The organism is Halobacillus halophilus, from assembly GCF_020171985.1.
GTDB classification, from domain to species: domain Bacteria; phylum Bacillota; class Bacilli; order Bacillales; family Halobacillaceae; genus Halobacillus; species Halobacillus halophilus_A.
Genome location: NZ_JAIVAL010000001.1, coordinates 81494 through 98751, shown reverse-complemented (window position 1 = coordinate 98751; position 17258 = coordinate 81494). Strand labels below are relative to the sequence as shown.

The window sequence follows — 17258 nt, the reverse complement described above, 5'->3', positions numbered from 1 at the left end:
GGCACCCGGGTTTGCGGGTGCCTCTTTTCTTATGAAGCGTGCCTTAACGATTCATAATTTAAATTTTAAGAAGGAAATCCAAGTATAGTTTTGGTTTCCAAGTATTCTTCAATACCATAGTCTCCCCATTCTCTGCCTATTCCGGATTGCTTATACCCTCCGAATGGAGCAGAGAAATCAGCTTCCGTGTCATTTACTTTGATACGTCCAGCGCGAATTCCAGTCGCTGCTTTTCTTAGGTTTTCCGGATCATTGCCTATTACATAACCAGCTAAACCATAAATCGTTTCATTAGCAATGTTAATAGCTTCATCAAGCGTATCATATGTGATGATTGTGGTTACCGGCCCAAAGATCTCTTCTTGTGCAATTACCATGTTATTTTGAACATCTGTAAATACGGTAGGTTTGGCATAATAGCCTTGTTCAAGACCTTCAGGTTTCCCAGTTCCTCCTGTTAGCAAGGATGCGCCTTCGTCTACACCTTTTTCAATATAAGACTGCACAGTATCCCATTGTTTTTTTGAAATCAACGGACCGATCAAGTTATCCTCTCTTGGATCCCCTACCGGGAATTCAGGCAGAACTTTCAGCACTGCTTCTTCAAAGGACTTCTTCATTTTACTAGGGACGAGTACCCTAGTAGCAGCTGAGCATACCTGACCAGTGTTTGTTGCGATATGATTAACGGCTGCTCTTGCTGCGGCTTCCACATCAGCATCTTCTAACACAATAAGCGGGGATTTACCTCCCAGTTCGAGCGCAAAATTCTTAATAGTTTCAGAAGCATTTTCCATGATTTTCTTACCTACAGCTCCTGATCCAGTAAAGGAAACAAAGTCAATATCAGGGTGGGAACTGATCCCATTTCCTATAACTTCTCCTGAGCCATTAACTAAGTTAAAGACACCTTTTGGAACTCCTGCTGCTTCAAAGATTTCTGTTAATATAATAGCAGCAAATGGAGTCATTTCTGCTGGTTTTAAGATAACCGGGCTTCCTGCGGCAAATGCACTGGCAATTTTGGTCGAAGTCTGGTTGGTAGGGAAATTCCAAGGGGTTATTAAACCACTAACACCTATGGTTTCTTTAACTACCGTATGTCCACCCCGATCTTCCATGAAAGAAAAATCCTTCAATGATTCTGCTGCTTGTGAGAAATGGTTGTAACCCATAGAGTAATGAACTTTTTCTGAAATCTTCTGAGGCGAGCCTAGCTCATCCGTTATAGTTTCAATAATATCGTCTTTACGTTTTTCATATTCTTCAGCAATTCGTTCCAACATTTCTACACGTTCCTGTTTAGAAGTTTGAGAAAATGAAGGAAGTGCTTGTTTAGCTGCAGCTACAGCTTTATCTAAATCTTCCTTTGTACCCATACTGATTGTACCCATTACTTCTTCAGTAGCTGGATTTATTACATCATAAGTTTCAGAGCCAGTTGATTCCACCCATTCACCATGGATGAAATGCTTTAATTGATTGCGCATATTTTCATATCTCCTTTTTCAAACTTTCCATTTATAATCAATAAAATAAACTTATTTCTTTCGTATAGCGTAATATATCCTTTATTTATCAAGTTGAAACATCTTAGAAATTTGAAAACGGAAGTAAAAGCAGAAAGCATGCAGATAAGTCATCATTTATTCCATAAGCGTAACTGCTTTAAGTCTATTGATCCTTTAACATTCTTCTTAGAATTTTACCGGAACTGGTTTGGGGAAGGGTGTCACGAAATTCCACGTACGTAGGCACCTTGTAAGCGGCCATATTTTCTTTAGCCCACACTTTTAAATCACTTTCATTTATTTCTTTATTTCTGTTTGGTATTACAAAAGCTTTTACAACTTCCCCTTTATGTTCGTCAGGTACGCCGATCACAACAACCTGTCCTATACCTGGATGTTCTTTCAGTAGAGCTTCGACATCCTCCGGAAAAATGCTAAAACCTGAGGATTTGATCATTTCTTTGATACGCCCTTGAAAATACAAATAACCCTCGTCATCCAAATAGCCAATATCCCCAGTATGCAACCATCCTTTGGAGAGACTTTCAGCTGTAGCTTCCGGCCTTCCCCAATAACCTTTAAATACTCCTGGACTTTGAATAACAATCTCACCTGATTTTCCAGGACTCTGTACCTCACCAGTTGCTGGATCACTAATCTTGATTAAAGTACCCCTGATCGGAACACCAACCGAACCGAATTTGATATTATCCTGTGGCATATAGGTGTCAACCGTGTGGGTTTCACTTAACCCATATGAAGCTTCAAATAACTTGCAATTAGGTGCAACCACCTTCCAATTCTCCGCTAAGGTTTTGGTAACCGGCATGCCAAAACTCGTACACAGATTCAGCTTCAAGTCCTCCAGTTGATTCTCTTCTGCAATTGACAAAATAGCGTCATTCATTGGCGCAATACTATACCATACAGAAACACGGTATTCATGAAGAGCTTTTAGTATTGACATAGGATCGAACCGAGCAAACAGTACACATGGCGCGCCAGTATATACCGGTATATTAACTCCCATAACCATACCAGCAATATGGCAGAGCGGCATGACAGCAAGCCATGTTTCTTTTTCATCTACTTGATTAACCTGTACAGCCGCTGCTGTTTTGTACAACGCATTTTCATAGGTTAACATGGCTGCCTTTGGACGGCCCGTTGTGCCAGATGTAAAGGCAAGCAGAGCTGTGTCTTCGAGCTTTACAACTTCCGGATAGGTACATGGCTGAGATCCCTGCATAATCTCCTCCCACATTGTTTCGTTAGGATTAAGTTCAAGAGCCGGACTATTAAGATCCTTTGGAATCGTCCAACTGGGATGATCAGGTAGCAAGTCTTCATAACGAATTACAATAATTCGCTTTAAATGTTCATTTACCTTACGGACTTCCGCCAGAAGCTCCCCTCCCGCAAAAATCCCTGCCATATCCACTTCTTTAATTAGATATTCAAGCTCATTAGCTTTATACATAGGGTTAAGCGGACAGACCACAGCGCCAATATACTGAATGGCGTAATGACCAATAATGTACTGGGGACTATTTTGCATAAATAAACCGATCCGATCTCCTTTTTCAAAACCCGCTTGCCGCAAGAATCCTGCCACTCTTTGAACCTGATCGAGTAATTCCCGCCACGTAATACTGCTTCCATAGTAGAAGTACGCAGGATCTTCAGGCCGTTCTTCAGCATGTTGCTGCAGATAATGAAATAGTGGTTTCTTCCCTCTAGGGTACAGCTTTGTGTCAGCAGATGATTTTAAGTGTTCTTTCATAACTTCTCCCCCTCCTTAATGAGACATAGGCCAGTCAGCAAGTCGCCTTTTACTCTTAATCTCGCCTGAAGCTCCAGCCGATTCTAGAAAACGCATTAAAAAAGATCGTGTCTGGTTTGGCTCAATAATATCTTCTAACAAAAATTTCCCTGCAGCCTTATAGGGGGAACTATCAAAGTTCCATTGCTCGAGGTACTTAGACCTTTCTATTTCAGGTCGTTCAGCCTTGCCTATGTGCTTTCCATAAACGACGTTAATCCCTACGTCCGGACCCGTGAAATTTATTTCAGCTGACGGCCAAGCTGCTACAGCATCCGCCCCCATTCCCGGGCCACACATATTTCCATAAGCAGCTCCTATGCTCTTTCGGACAATGATTGAGTATTTAGGTATCGTTGATTTCGCTAATGCTGTATTCCAATTCATAATTTTAGCAGGCATTTTTTGTTTTTCAGCACGACTGCTAATCCTAAATCCTGGTGTATCGTGAAGAAAAATAAGTGGAATATGATATGAATCACAGAGGCAGATAAAGTCCACGGCTTTATCACACTCTTCAGGTCCTGAAGCCCCTGCCTTGTGCAGCGGCTGACTCGCAATCACCCCTGTCACACGACCGTTTAGTCGGGCCAGTCCAGTAATCAAAGCTTTACCATAAAAAGATCGAAAGTTCATGAATGAGTCTTTATCAAATAAACGTAAAAGGAGTAAATTCATATCGTAAGCCCGCCTTAAATTTGAAGGGACAACTTCCTCCAAATTGCAGTGGTCCACTGCTGAATCTTCGATGGACGGCTTCCGGAGCGGCGTTTCCTCAGCGCTTGAAGGCATATAACTGAAAAACCTTCTTAATGCTGCAATAGCTTCTCTTTCATCTTCAGCAATATGATCAATCTGCCCGGTATAAACGGCATGCATATCCGGGCCCCCGAGATCCTCAGCGGACATCTCTTCTCCACTTGCGATCTCCAGCATACGCGGACCAGCAACAGCCATGCTTGTCCCTCTTACTTGTGTAACGAAATCTGACGTAACAGCCATCCATGTTGGGCCGCCGTAACTTTCCCCCAGGATCGCTGTCATAATTGGACTTTCCCGTCCATGGTCCAACAGACTAGAAGGAAACAGCTTATCGCTGATTCCATCAGAGCCCATTCCATCAGGCATTCTTAAGCCTCCGCCTTCACATAAATTAAAAAGTGGTAGTTTTCTTTTTTTGGCATAAGAGTGAAAGAATTCACTTTTTCTAAGGTGAACTTCTCCTTCTGTGCCAGACAGGACCGATATATCCATCGCCTGTACAACTGCCTCTCTCCCATCGACTCGGATCATTCCTCCAATCAAACCATCAGCCGGGGTGCGCTCCTCCATTCCAGAAACAGAAGAGTGAGCCAAAGCCCCTAATTCAAGAAAAGATCCTTGATCGGCAAGCAGGTTAATTCTTTCCCTCGCACTATAAGACATCTGTTTTTCCCCACGATGTTCCTGAGCTTTCCTTTTTTTCTCTCTAAGTATTTCTGTATTTCTTTCCATATGTTCCTCCTTTTGTAGATACTGACCAGTAGGTATGTAAGATTTAAAATATATATTTTAGCATTAACTTAAGTATAAATACACTTTTCTGAAAATTCAATAAATCTAAAAATTTACTAATTCGCTGGATCAAAAAAGCGCAGAACCGAATCTGCGCTTTCTTTGTTTTACTATGAGCTTTGAGCAACATCCTGGTTGCTATCATTCATTTTGGTTTCGTTGTGGTCTTCCTTGTCCCGCCTCGGATTTTTTATAAAGAAGGAAAGGACAAGACCTATGATGGCTGAGATTCCTGCTACAATGAATGAAACATTGACCCCATGAACAAGACCCCCTACACCTTCTTCGGGACGTGCTGCGGTTGTCATTACTGTCACTAAAAGCGCTGTTCCTACTGCGCCTGATACCTGACGCATTGTATTATTCATTGCCGTGCCATGAGCAATTAAACGTGAAGGAAGCTGGTTTAAACCAGCTGTTGTTACCGGCATCATTACCATTGCTACACCTAACATGCGGACTGCATTAATGACTGTTAAATAGGTCAGAGAAGTTTGCGGTGATAAATCCGCAAACATAAATGTCGTAATGGTGAGAATAAACAGTCCAATAATAGCAAGCCATCTTGCGCCAAACTTATCAAAAAGTCTACCTGTAATTGGATTCATAAATCCCATAATTAAGGCCCCTGGGAGAAGCACCAGTCCTGATTCGAGTGCACTGTAGCCCAGCATATCCTGCATAAGGATCGGCAGCACGGTGGCAGCTCCAATCATGGCGATAAATACAACCATGCCAAGTGCTGTCGTCAGCGTAAATATATTGAACTTAAACACCCTGAATTCAAGAATCGGCTGTGGCAACTTGAATTGTCGAAGTATAAAAATCGTCAATGCAACGGCACCAACGACCATGGATATTAGTACCTGCTGACTTCCCCATCCATTTGTCCCCGCAACACTGAATCCATATAACAGTCCCCCAAACCCTAAAGAGGAAAGAATTATGGAGGATACATCCAGTTTAGGATAAGACTGCTTGGTTACATTTTTTAAAATGAAGTAAGCCAGAATAAAATCAATAATTACAATGGGCAGTATGACAAAAAATAAACTTCTCCATGGGAACTGTTCGACCAGCCAGCCGGATAGAGTTGGTCCGATAGCTGGAGCGAATGAAATCACCAGTCCAAACATCCCCATTGCTGAACCGCGTTTTTCCACAGGGAATATGAGAAACAAAATGGTTTGCATGAGCGGTATAATAATTCCGGCACCAGAAGCCTGGATAATTCGTCCCAGCATTAATATAGAGAAATTGGGTGCTACTGCACATACAAGCGTTCCAACTGCAAATAAACCCATCGCCGTAAGGAATAACTTTCTAGTCGTAAAACGTTCAATCAGAAAAGCCGTGATTGGAATCATGACCCCATTTACCAGCATAAAAATGGAAGTCAGCCACTGAGCTGTACTGGCTTCCAGATTCAAATCCCTCATTATATGAGGCAAAGCCGTGCCCAGTAAAGTCTGATTTAATATTGCAGCAAAAGCTCCAGAGAGAAGTACGATAATCAATGGAACTTTATTTATAGTTTCTGGTCCTGTTTCTTGTTGATTAGACATATAATATCCTTCTTTCCATACAATAAATGACGATTATTTAACAAGTCCTTTTTTTAATAAACTGAGTTCAGAAATATATTTATCCAACGCTTCCGTCTCGGAAAGTTCATTAGATACACAATGAACTAAATTATGAAACGTTACTGCAATGAGAACCTGCATGAGATGATAAAATTCTTTTTCATCAGAGACATGAAGAGCTTCCATATCTACAAGTCGATAAATATCATGAAAACGGTGTTCAATATTCTGCTTGGTTAAATTTTTGGTAAAGGCATGTTCAATTTTGTAATTCATATTCATTAATACATTTCTGACAAAATTACTAGTCCCATTTTCTCTTGAGAATTGGAAAACCGTTTTATAAACCTCTATCATCGCTTGAAATAAATCTCCGTTAAACTTCTTTACATTCTCAATAAAATTCTTATGACGTTCTTCGGCATGCTCATTTAACAGATAAAAAAAAGCGTCTTCCTTATCCCTAAAATATTGATAAAAACTACCTCTTGGTATCTCAGCCCTCTTCAGAATATTGGCGATAGATGCCTCGTATAAAGACACCCGCGAGAACTCTTCTCGAGCAGCTTCAACCAGCTTACTTTTCTTATCATCGTTCAAATTAAAAAAGGTTTGTTTAGGCATTCATCTAACTCCTTACTCAATAAAATGACACTATGTCACATTCAGCACAAGAGCTACTATAAGTGACATAGTGTCATATGTCAACAGTAGAACTGTAAGAACTCATAACCATCTAGTTTTCATCAAAATGACGAGTAAAAATTAGTGAATGTGCAGATATTAAACATGCTTCAAACTTAATGAGAAAAGGAGGTTACGACATGAAAAAGAAATTGATGTTATTAGCGTTGTCTATCATGATGTCTACTGGAATTCTAACTGCTTGTGCAATGGACGACGATAACCAAATGAATAACCAGCCTGAGGACGTAAACTACGACCCAATGCGTTATGGAGACAATGAAAACCGTATGAATTATGATCGTATGGATGACCGTATGGATAACGGCCGTATGAACGAAAATCGCGGACCAGACATGGGAGCAGACCCTCGTGATGTAAGGGAGCCCGGTGAAAGGGACACTCCTTATAACATGGATGAGGAAGAACCAGACGTAGATGAAGAACCTTCTGAAGAAAGACGCAACCAGTAGATTAGAATTTGTTGTACAACATTCTTACGAATTCAAAACTTCTCCCAGGATATGAGAAAGATTCCCACACATAAGACAAGCCTGCCCTACTCATAATAGGAAAGGCTTAAAAGCCAAGTGTTAAAGAGGAGAGTGGAATTTAATGAGAAGCAATGTACAATGGTGGCCACTGCTCGGTTCAATAGGTATTGGCTTTGCAGCATACAGCATGATGAACGGTCGAGGATCCAGAGATAAAAAGGGTCTTTCAGATGTAACAAACATGGATAATGAGAACTAAACATCATTCTCTTTCGATAAAAAACAGTCAGCATAATGCTGACTGTTTTTGAAATTACTCTTTAGTTAATGAGAATAGAGGATCATACCTTCGTATAGGATTCGTGAACTTCATTCCAAAATCAGTCTGACTAACCACTTCCGGATCCAATATAGCATCGCCTTCAGGTTTTATTCCCTTTTCTACCCACTCAGCTAAATCTGCAAAGGCTTCTGTTTCTTCTGCTGGAGTAAACTCGCAATGACCTACAGCTCGAACAGCCCTGCTCACAAGTAGATCTGAATCTCTATTTGCAGCTACCCTTTCAGCATATAATTGCTCCATAGAGAAGGGTACAAATAAATCACCTAAGGTATGCAGTGTAAGTACAGGTTGATGAAGTTCCCCCGATATTCGTGGTATTTTTGACATCCCATTCTTATTCCGAGCTTGAGGATCAGCAGCAATCACAGGTATCTTCTCAGCTAAGTACATCTCTTCAACTGATAATTCTTTATTGGAATCAAGTTGATAGATAGAGTCTGTATTATCGATAATATTGCCTGGTGATCCATAAGAGAAGTCCGATCGGTAGAGAGTAAACAGAAAATTATTCCAACTCGAAAACGCAATATCGAACAAGGGCCGCTCACCACCTGATAAATACATCGTAAGATCCTGAAGCATTTCCCCTTCTGAAGTCAGTAAACCTGTGTTTAGACCAATCGCTTGTTTTATTTCGGGAACTACAGTCGTTTGATAATTTTCTTCCGCTGGAAAAACAGGGTCCATTCCCGCAAGGACCTGGGAAGCAAGATTAAAATCTGCAAAAAAGTCAAATAATTCGTTATCCCCCATCACACCGCACATTGGCATTGCTCCATCGTATTCATTACGAAATTGCTCAATAAGAACCCCTGTTATGTGTCCTCCCATTGAGTGCCCCACTATATAAGTGCGCTTCGGTTTGGCGATTTTTCCGTTGAAATACTTCCCAAGGGCATGGGTGTCCGCGACTCCTTGTTTCACATCATAACCATTAGTGCTATAGCTGGAGGCACCCCACGCATACCCTTTTTCCAGTAAATATTTTCTTAGATTTTCCGGATTATCTACCGTTAATTCTTTAACCTCTTCATTCCGATACCCATGTGCGTAAAGGACAAGCTCCCCATTCCATTCTTCAGGAACTTCAATTCTATAACCCGCACCTTTATGTACACCCCAATATCTATCTGTTGCTATCCCATTAGGTGCATCAAATGGCAGTTTCTCCTTATCTACAAAATAGCCCGGATTTTCAGCAGCCTCTAAACTCTCCCCAAAAAACCCAAACAGAACCACGAAAAATACCGTCACGTATGTAATTATACGTACAACCATACTCCGCTTCCTCCTTTATTGAATTCGTTACGAAATAAATGTCAGAATTTTCTAACATAAAGTTATTGTACCTGATACTTCTTTTATTTTCCAATCTAATGATTTCCATTCCATTTAGGTTCTGCTAACTTTTGCACAAGGTTTCGTTCTCTCAAGCAATTACTCGTAGTTGAGATAACAGACCGCTTATTACCGGGATGTATATCGATTTTCTAGATAGAGGAACTCCAGATAAAATAGCCTTTAAAAAAATAATCTAATAATAGGCATTTTACTTAAGGACATTAAAAAAAACTGGAAGGTCTTATGCCTTCCAGTTCAAAGAGAATAGAGATTCACAGCCCGTAAGTTGTCATGCCTCCATCGATAAACATATTCTGTCCTGTCGTGTAACTGGATCCCTTTGAAGCAAAGTAGAGAACTGATGTCTTAAGTTCTTCTAATTGACCTAATCGCTTCATAGGAGTCCTGTTTTCAATCTTAGATCTGAAATCATCATTCTCCAATTTTTTTCGATTAAAATCTGTTTTAAAGAACCACGGGCTAATCGCATTTACCGTAATGTTATTGCCCGCTAATTCACCAGCCAGTTGTTTGGTCAGGTGAATTACGCCTGCTTTACTAGTTCCGTAAACGGAACTAAAATACAAACTCACATCTCCCGCTACAGAGGCAGTATTAATAATCCGACCATACTCCTGTTCTTTCATATAAGGAACAACAGCCTGACTCATGAAGAATACTGACTTCAAATTTGTATCCATCACCTGATTCCAATCATTTTCATTAAGTGTATAAACTGTTCCCTGTGATGTGGTCCCAGCATTATTTACTAAAATGTCAATCCGCCCGTACTCCTTATGTATTTGTTCGGTGGTTTTTTTAATCGCTTCGTTATCCGTGACATCACAGACCATGGAAGCTGTACGAACCCCAGTTTTCTCTTCTATTTCCCGCGCCGCTTTTTCTAATTTCTCTTTCGTTCTTCCAATCAGCACAACTTCTGCGCTGCTTTCAGCTAGCGTTTCCGCCATCACCCAGCCAATACCACTTCCTCCGCCTGTTACAATTGCTACTTTTCCTTCATTGGAAAATAAATTAATATAGATCACTCCTCTTTTGGGTATTGCTGACTCTTTAATAGCTTTCCTTTGTGGGAACTTAAATAAACTCCTACTGCTGCTCAATAGAATGGACATGCAAATTAGTGAGACTCATACCATGCCAGAGCTTTGCTCTCAATCTTACTCACAAAATTTGACTTGCCTTCTATATATGAATCCAAATCATTAGGAAACTGTATGGCTAATAGGTGCTTTAATTTCCCGTACTCTTTTCTTACTTCTGAATGGCAGCGAAGATAATCTCGAAAAGCAAGGTGACGGGTAACATTTGCGTCTCCCTGCTCAAACACATGCACATGATGCGTGCGCAGATCCCCTCCTTTTTGGAAAAATCTACGGCCTGTCATTCCGTGCTCTCCCCCGGGCACGTAATTTAACATTCTCATTTGCTGATTAAACTGATTAACTCGATCTATATCTTTTACGATTATCATTATGTCAATAACAGGCTTCGATTTTAGCCCTGCAACAGACGTACTTCCGATGTGAAAAATATCGATTACTTCAGATTGGAAGATTCGCTCTAATTTTTTTCTTTCTGCTTCGTATTTAAGAGGCCATGTTTCATCATATAAGTTAACTTGTACCCGTCTCAATGCACCATACCTCCGTTCCTTTATATGCGTTATTTTTTCCAAGACCTCGTTTAACGTCCAGCACCATTATAAAGCATAACCTGTTTTCTGTTTCAAAAATTTACTGTTACTTATCCGATTCAGCCTTAGTTTAGAAAAAGAATTGAACATTTTGAGAACGTTTACAAAATATGATTCTTAATGGAATTAATTAGTATATAATCAGAGTAAGAAAGCGATTGCTCACCATTGCACAAGTTTACTTTACCACTATTATATGATTTCTAATTAGAAAGGTGGTTACCTGTAATGAAAGTTCAATATGATAAGAAAAAAGGAGACCCATGGCACAGTTTTCAAGTTGGCAAGTGGCAGGATGAAATTAACGTACGTGATTTCATAATCAAGAATTTCACTCTCTATGCGGGAAACGAGGGATTTTTAACAGAGCCGACAGTAGAGACGTTACGTTTATGGGATCAAATATTGGATTTATCAAAACGGGAAAGAGAAAATGGCGGCGTTTTAGATTTAGACACTTCAATCGTATCTTCCATTACCTCTCATGGCCCTGGTTACTTAGATAAATCTGCAGAGAAAGTGACAGGTCTTCAAACAGACGCTCCTTTTAAACGTTCGTTACAACCTTATGGTGGAATTCGAATGGCTTCTGCAGCAGCAGAATCTTATGGTTTTCAGTTAGATAAAGAAGTAGAATTTATTTTCACCAAATATCGTAAAACCCACAATCAAGGCGTTTTTGATGCCTATACACCTGAAATGAAACGTGCCAGAAAAGCGGGGATCATCACTGGTCTCCCCGATTCATATGGACGTGGAAGAATTATAGGAGATTACCGCCGAGTGGCTCTTTATGGTGTTGACCGGCTTATTACTGGCAAAAAACAGGATTTACTACTGATGGAAAACGCGATGACCGAAGAAATCATTCGCGATCGTGAAGAAACACGCGAGCAGATTAGAGCCCTTCAGGAGTTAAAACAGCTTGGATCTACCTATGGTTTCGATATATCCCGCCCTGCGGAGAATGCTCGAGAAGCTTTCCAATGGTTGTATCTAGGATATCTTGCAGCGATTAAAGAACAAAACGGTGCAGCTATGAGTCTGGGACGTGTTTCTACGTTTCTTGATATCTATATAGAAAGAGACTTAGAGGAAGGTTACTTATCTGAACAAGAAGCGCAGGAGCTCGTTGACCATTTTGTAATGAAGCTGCGTATTGTGAAGTTTTCGAGAACGCCTGACTATAATGAATTATTTAGCGGAGATCCGACCTGGGTTACCGAATCCTTAGCAGGTATGACGCTTGATGGAAGGCCTCTGGTTACTAAAAATTCTTATCGATTTCTGCATACGCTAACTAATTTAGGAGCGGCACCTGAACCGAATTTAACTGTTCTGTGGTCAGTAAGACTTCCAGAACACTTTAAAAAATATTGTGCGAAAATGTCGATTCAGACGAGTTCCATTCAATATGAAAATGACGATGTAATGAGAGAACGGTATGGTGATGATTACGGCATTGCCTGTTGCGTTTCTCCGATGTCAATTGGCAAGCAAATGCAATTTTTCGGAGCCCGCGCTAATCTGGCTAAAGCCCTGCTTTATGCTATTAATGGAGGAATCGATGAACGGTTAAAGATTCAGGTTGCTCCTCCTTACAAACCGATCACTACAGAGTACTTGGATTATGATGAAGTAATGGAAAGATTCAATAACATACTCGAATGGTTAGCAGGTCTTTATGTAAATACGTTGAATGTTATTCACTATATGCATGATAAATACAGCTACGAACGCATTGAAATGGCGCTTCACGACCGTGATGTCCACCGTACAATGGCTTGCGGTATAGCAGGTTTATCCGTAGTAGCTGATGCTTTAAGTGCTATTAAATATGCAAAAGTAAAAGTGATACGTGATGAACAAGAAGTGGCAGTCGATTATGTGGTCGAAGGCGAATATCCACAATATGGAAATAATGATGACAGAGTGGATCAGATTGCCGTAAATCTAACAAAGCAGTTTATGGATAAAATTAAAACTCACCACACATATAGAAAAGCTGAACCGACTCAGTCCATCCTAACCATTACTTCCAATGTAGTGTACGGTAAACTGACCGGAAGTACACCGGACGGTCGCAAAGCTGGTGAACCCTTTGCTCCAGGAGCAAACCCTCTTCACGGTCGGGATTCCCGTGGATCACTTGCGTCTTTAAGCTCAGTTGCAAAACTTCCGTTTGAATATGCGCTCGATGGTATTTCTAATACATTTTCTATTGTCCCTCATGCTCTAGGAAAAGAAGAAAATACACAATACTCAAACCTTGCGGGACTGCTGGACGGTTATATCATAAAAGGCGGCCATCATTTAAACGTGAACGTCTTTAATAAGGAAACACTTATAGATGCAATGGACCACCCTGAGCTATACCCACAGCTTACCATTCGCGTTTCAGGCTATGCTGTGAACTTTATCAAACTAACTCGGGAGCAGCAGCAGGATATTATCTCCCGTACTTTTCATAACAGCTTATAAAAAAATATGAATGTGCTCATAGGAGGAACTAAGATGACCCAATTCAACCTAACAATGAAGGCAGCTGTTGTGCATGATTTTAAGCAAAATTTAGAAATGCAGGATGTACCTGTACCAAAAGTTGAACATGGCCAAGTCCTGGTGAAAATTAAAGCTAGTGGAGTGTGTCACACAGACTTACATGCAGCCCATGGGGATTGGCCAGTAAAACCAAAGCTGCCTTTAATCCCCGGACATGAAGGGGTCGGAGAAATTGTAGAGACCGGGTCCGGTGTCACCCATGTAAAAGTTGGCGATCGGGTAGGAATCCCGTGGCTTTATTCCGCATGCGGCCACTGTGAATACTGCCTCTCAGGACGCGAAACACTTTGTAAAGATCAGCAAAATGCAGGGTACTCTGTAGATGGCAGTTATGCTGAGTACTGTCTTGCTCATGCAGACTACATTGTCAAAATTCCAGATAATTTGACTTACGTTGAAGCGGCCCCTCTATTCTGTGCAGGGGTAACCACTTACAAAGCTTTAAAAGTAGGAAATGCCAAACCTGGAGATTGGGTAGCTATTTATGGGATTGGCGGACTTGGCCATGTAGCTGTTCAATATGCCAAGGCTATGGGATTTAACGTTATAGCCGTTGATCCGTTTGATGAAAAACTGGAATTGGCACAACAATTAGGAGCAGACAGGACCATTAATCCACTCACAGAGGACTCTGCAAAGTTTATCCAGCGGGAAATTGGAGGCGTACAGGCTTCTATCTGTACGGCTGTTTCTAAACAAGCCTTCGGTGAAGCCTACAGGGCTGTTAAGCGCGGTGGTAAATGCGTAGCGGTTGGACTGCCTCCGGAGACGATGGAAGTTCCTATATTCGATACAGTATTAAATGGAGTCAGTATTGAGGGATCCATCGTTGGAACCAGAAAAGATTTACAAGAGACTTTACAGTTTGCATCTGAAGGAAAAGTAAAAACCATCGTAGAGACAAAAAAATTAGAAGATATTAATGAAATATTTACTGAGCTTGAAGCTGGTAAGATCAACGGAAGAATTGTTTTAGTGAATGATTAATAATTCCCCTACCAGAAAGGAGGCTGACCATGTGAACGGACGTATTCACTCTATCGAAACTTGTGGAGCTGTTGATGGACCCGGCCTCCGTTACGTTATCTTTACTCAAGGGTGCCTGCTTAGATGTCAGTACTGTCACAATCCTGATACATGGAAGATAAGGAGTGGAAAGGAAATGACTGTCAAGGAAATCCTTCAGGATATTAAGGATTTCCTCCCCTTTTTCCAGGCAACGGGGGGTGGCGTGACAGTGAGCGGAGGTGAACCATTGCTTCAAATTGATTTTTTAGCCGATCTATTTAAAGAGTTGAAAAAAATGAATGTTCATACAGCGGTTGATACCTCAGGAGGCTGCTTTAATCGTGCTCCCCACTTTCTGAAGAAACTGGATGAAGTACTGACCTATACCGATCTTGTGCTGCTCGACTTAAAGCACATTCACCAAGAACGGCACAAAGATTTAACAGGTCTTTCCAACACCCATATTTTGGATTTTGCTAGCTATTTATCTGAGAATCAAATACCAGTTTGGATTCGTCATGTACTCGTCCCTACGATTAATGACCAGGAGGAATATTTACATGGTTTAGCTGATTTCATACAAACACTATCCAATGTAGAAAAGGTTGAAGTTCTACCTTACCACCTTATGGGAGTCTATAAGTGGAGAGATTTAGAGCTTCCTTATCAGCTGGATGGAGTTGAACCTCCTTCCCAAGATCAAGTGAGGCACGCTCAAAAGATTTTAAATCCCATCTCACACTAACCAGCGAAGCAGGTTCCCATCTGCCCGGATTCTGCTTCGTTTCTCGAACAAATGTAAACGTTAACAAATGCGACACAAATTACCTTTCCAAGATCCCATAAGTAGTGGTATAATAAAAGTGTAAAGAAGATAAGAAAAAAACTTAAACAACTTAGGTGGCTCAACCATCGCGAGTTCGTTTCCAAGCGAACCTTGACTCAGACTGACAGTAATGGGAACACACTTCCTGTGTAAAGGATGCAATCAGCCCGAACTAAGGTCGAGTCAGAAACTGCGCTCAATCATAGGTGGATTAAGCCACCGCGTTTCACTCGTCAGACCATGACCCTTCAAGCAGTTAGGAGACTTCTTTGAAGAGGTAGTCAACTTGTTGAAACATCCTGTTACCATTTTAAATAAATGGACTTAGCCAAGATGAAGAAGGAAACGAATTCTCCTTAGAATCATTCTTCTGAGTATGAGCAAGTTAATTAAATATGTAGGATCTAGGATGATTCTTACATGGTTGGGTCACCTAAGTTGTTTATTACTAAAGCCTGTTATCCAAATGGATAACAGGCTTTTTTATATAATACCTAAATTCCATGTTTCCTTCATACAGTTAATATGAGACCATAGCGTTTCGCGAGTAGAAAAAACCTTTAGAATAGCTGTACTTTGAATTTTCGGAAGAGATCTGTCATAGTTTCAATTGATACGAATTTCGATTATATTAAAAATTATAGGGTAAATTTTATATAGTGGACCGAAATATGACTTGAAAGGGTTGTGGTGAACAAAATGCTATACATATGGGATATCGAGGAAATCATTAAAACTACTTTAGAGCAGCATCGCTTAGATATAAACTACGAATCTAACAATAGTCTATCAGCACCAATGAGTTACAATGTTTCTACAAATACTATTCGCTTTCATTATCTGGAAGTAAATGGATATATGAGTAAGGTTAAAATAAAAGAGAGCGAAGAAAACCTTGTTAAAATTATTCTTTATCACGAAATTGGCTACTACCTTACTTTTAAGAAACACAAACACGACCTGAGAACACTCATGTACGGTGGCGATGAAGAAATTGCAGAATTAAAATCCATCATCGAAACCAATGCCTGGGATTATGGAAGAACCCTTGTGCCTGAAGAACTTGTTGAGGCATACGATCAAGTGCGTGAATTGGACAAAATGCTTATTAAAGGTCTGTAATTAGTCAGCCCGATAAATACAAAAAGGTTTTCACGAGTATATTTAAACTTGTGAAAACCTTTTTTATTTTAGTTCTGTTTAGTTTATTATGAAGTTTTCATAATAAGCTTACTACACAATAGAGCCGGACAGTAGAAGACTCGGTTTCGAGATATCTTAGGGCCGTTGCTGATATAAAGAGGGACTGGAGAAGCAAACAAATCGTCTTGTTCCATCACCCAGACACTCGAGACGTAAGCCGCTCATTAACGGATTGAAAAACCGCCATCCTTTTGATGGTCGGCTTATGCTGGTGGTGCCTGTCGGGGTGATTCCACATTTGAACACTTTCCTGCGGCTCTGCAAGACATAGGGTCGCTCGACGTTGCCACAGGACTTTGCGACTTTAGTCGATCCTCCTTTAACAATAAGCCCCCTCAGATGTTACCACTCCCTGTAGGGGCTCGCTTAGCTCCTTCTCCGGCGGGAGTCTCGCCGTTTCCTTCGCCAGCCACATGAGAATAACGGAACCTACTATAGAAAAATTCAGCTTCCTACATCCGCCTTTAATGCTTCTATAGCAAAAAAAAATCTAGTCTTAAAAAAACGGGAGCTTTACCTTAAAAGTAACACGGAAGTTTAATAGAGCCTATATTTCAAAGGATGCTCCATCCTTTTACTGTTCGTCAGTTTAATTCTCAAAAAGATG

The 17258-nt window shown here is 40.7% G+C and carries 14 protein-coding genes; 6 read left to right on the top strand and 8 right to left on the bottom strand.

Going from position 1 to position 17258, the window contains the following annotated elements:
- Nucleotides 1-65: 65 nt before the first annotated feature.
- The 5 genes from LCM11_RS00485 to LCM11_RS00465 all read right to left on the bottom strand — a co-directional run bounded on the left by LCM11_RS00485 (nt 66) and on the right by LCM11_RS00465 (nt 7097).
- On the bottom strand, nt 66-1490 hold the full coding sequence (locus LCM11_RS00485; protein ID WP_224892347.1) for an aldehyde dehydrogenase family protein: 1425 nt from the start codon (nt 1488-1490) through the stop codon (nt 66-68).
- Nucleotides 1491-1674: 184 nt separating this feature from the next.
- The gene (locus LCM11_RS00480) at nt 1675-3294 is read right to left on the bottom strand and encodes a class I adenylate-forming enzyme family protein (RefSeq protein ID WP_224892346.1); all 1620 of its coding nucleotides are present in this window, start codon (nt 3292-3294) and stop codon (nt 1675-1677) included.
- A gap of 15 nt (nt 3295-3309) precedes the next feature.
- Nucleotides 3310-4827 carry an acyl-CoA carboxylase subunit beta gene (locus tag LCM11_RS00475; protein WP_224892345.1) on the bottom strand — a complete coding sequence of 506 codons (1518 nt, stop codon included), beginning with the start codon at nt 4825-4827 and terminating at the stop codon, nt 3310-3312.
- Between the two features lie 170 nt (nt 4828-4997).
- Nucleotides 4998-6452, bottom strand: coding sequence for an MDR family MFS transporter (locus LCM11_RS00470; RefSeq protein ID WP_224892344.1), 1455 nt, complete (start codon nt 6450-6452; stop codon nt 4998-5000).
- 33 nt (nt 6453-6485) lie between these two features.
- Nucleotides 6486-7097, bottom strand: coding sequence for a TetR/AcrR family transcriptional regulator (locus LCM11_RS00465; RefSeq protein WP_224892343.1), 612 nt, complete (start codon nt 7095-7097; stop codon nt 6486-6488).
- Between the two features lie 200 nt (nt 7098-7297).
- Here LCM11_RS00465 and LCM11_RS00460 point away from each other — a divergent pair, with 200 nt between their 5' ends.
- Entirely contained in the window at nt 7298-7630 is a 333-nt protein-coding gene (locus LCM11_RS00460) for a hypothetical protein (RefSeq protein ID WP_224892342.1), read from the top strand.
- A gap of 142 nt (nt 7631-7772) precedes the next feature.
- Complete coding sequence (locus tag LCM11_RS00455; RefSeq protein WP_224892341.1) at nt 7773-7910, top strand: hypothetical protein; 138 nt, start codon at nt 7773-7775, stop codon at nt 7908-7910.
- A 54-nt stretch (nt 7911-7964) separates the two neighbouring features.
- Here the strand turns inward: LCM11_RS00455 and LCM11_RS00450 are convergent, their stop codons facing one another.
- The 3 genes from LCM11_RS00450 to LCM11_RS00440 all read right to left on the bottom strand — a co-directional run bounded on the left by LCM11_RS00450 (nt 7965) and on the right by LCM11_RS00440 (nt 10992).
- Nucleotides 7965-9272, bottom strand: a complete 1308-nt coding sequence (locus tag LCM11_RS00450) for a hypothetical protein (protein ID WP_224892340.1) — start codon at nt 9270-9272, stop codon at nt 7965-7967.
- Between the two features lie 335 nt (nt 9273-9607).
- Entirely contained in the window at nt 9608-10384 is a 777-nt protein-coding gene (locus LCM11_RS00445) for an SDR family NAD(P)-dependent oxidoreductase (protein ID WP_224892339.1), read from the bottom strand.
- A gap of 92 nt (nt 10385-10476) precedes the next feature.
- Nucleotides 10477-10992: a GrpB family protein gene (locus LCM11_RS00440; RefSeq protein ID WP_224892338.1), complete on the bottom strand. Its 516-nt coding sequence runs from the start codon at nt 10990-10992 to the stop codon at nt 10477-10479.
- Between the two features lie 288 nt (nt 10993-11280).
- On the opposite strand from LCM11_RS00440, the gene pflB reads away from it, so the two are divergent.
- The 4 genes from pflB (at nt 11281) to LCM11_RS00420 (ending at nt 16570) form a co-directional block, all read left to right on the top strand.
- The gene (gene pflB, locus LCM11_RS00435) at nt 11281-13533 is read left to right on the top strand and encodes a formate C-acetyltransferase (protein ID WP_224892337.1); all 2253 of its coding nucleotides are present in this window, start codon (nt 11281-11283) and stop codon (nt 13531-13533) included.
- Between the two features lie 54 nt (nt 13534-13587).
- Nucleotides 13588-14601: an alcohol dehydrogenase AdhP gene (gene adhP / locus LCM11_RS00430; protein WP_224893063.1), complete on the top strand. Its 1014-nt coding sequence runs from the start codon at nt 13588-13590 to the stop codon at nt 14599-14601.
- Nucleotides 14602-14632: 31 nt separating this feature from the next.
- Nucleotides 14633-15367 carry a pyruvate formate-lyase-activating protein gene (gene pflA, locus LCM11_RS00425; RefSeq protein ID WP_224892336.1) on the top strand — a complete coding sequence of 245 codons (735 nt, stop codon included), beginning with the start codon at nt 14633-14635 and terminating at the stop codon, nt 15365-15367.
- Nucleotides 15368-16147: 780 nt separating this feature from the next.
- Nucleotides 16148-16570, top strand: coding sequence for a hypothetical protein (locus LCM11_RS00420; RefSeq protein ID WP_224892335.1), 423 nt, complete (start codon nt 16148-16150; stop codon nt 16568-16570).
- Nucleotides 16571-17258: the final 688 nt, after the last annotated feature.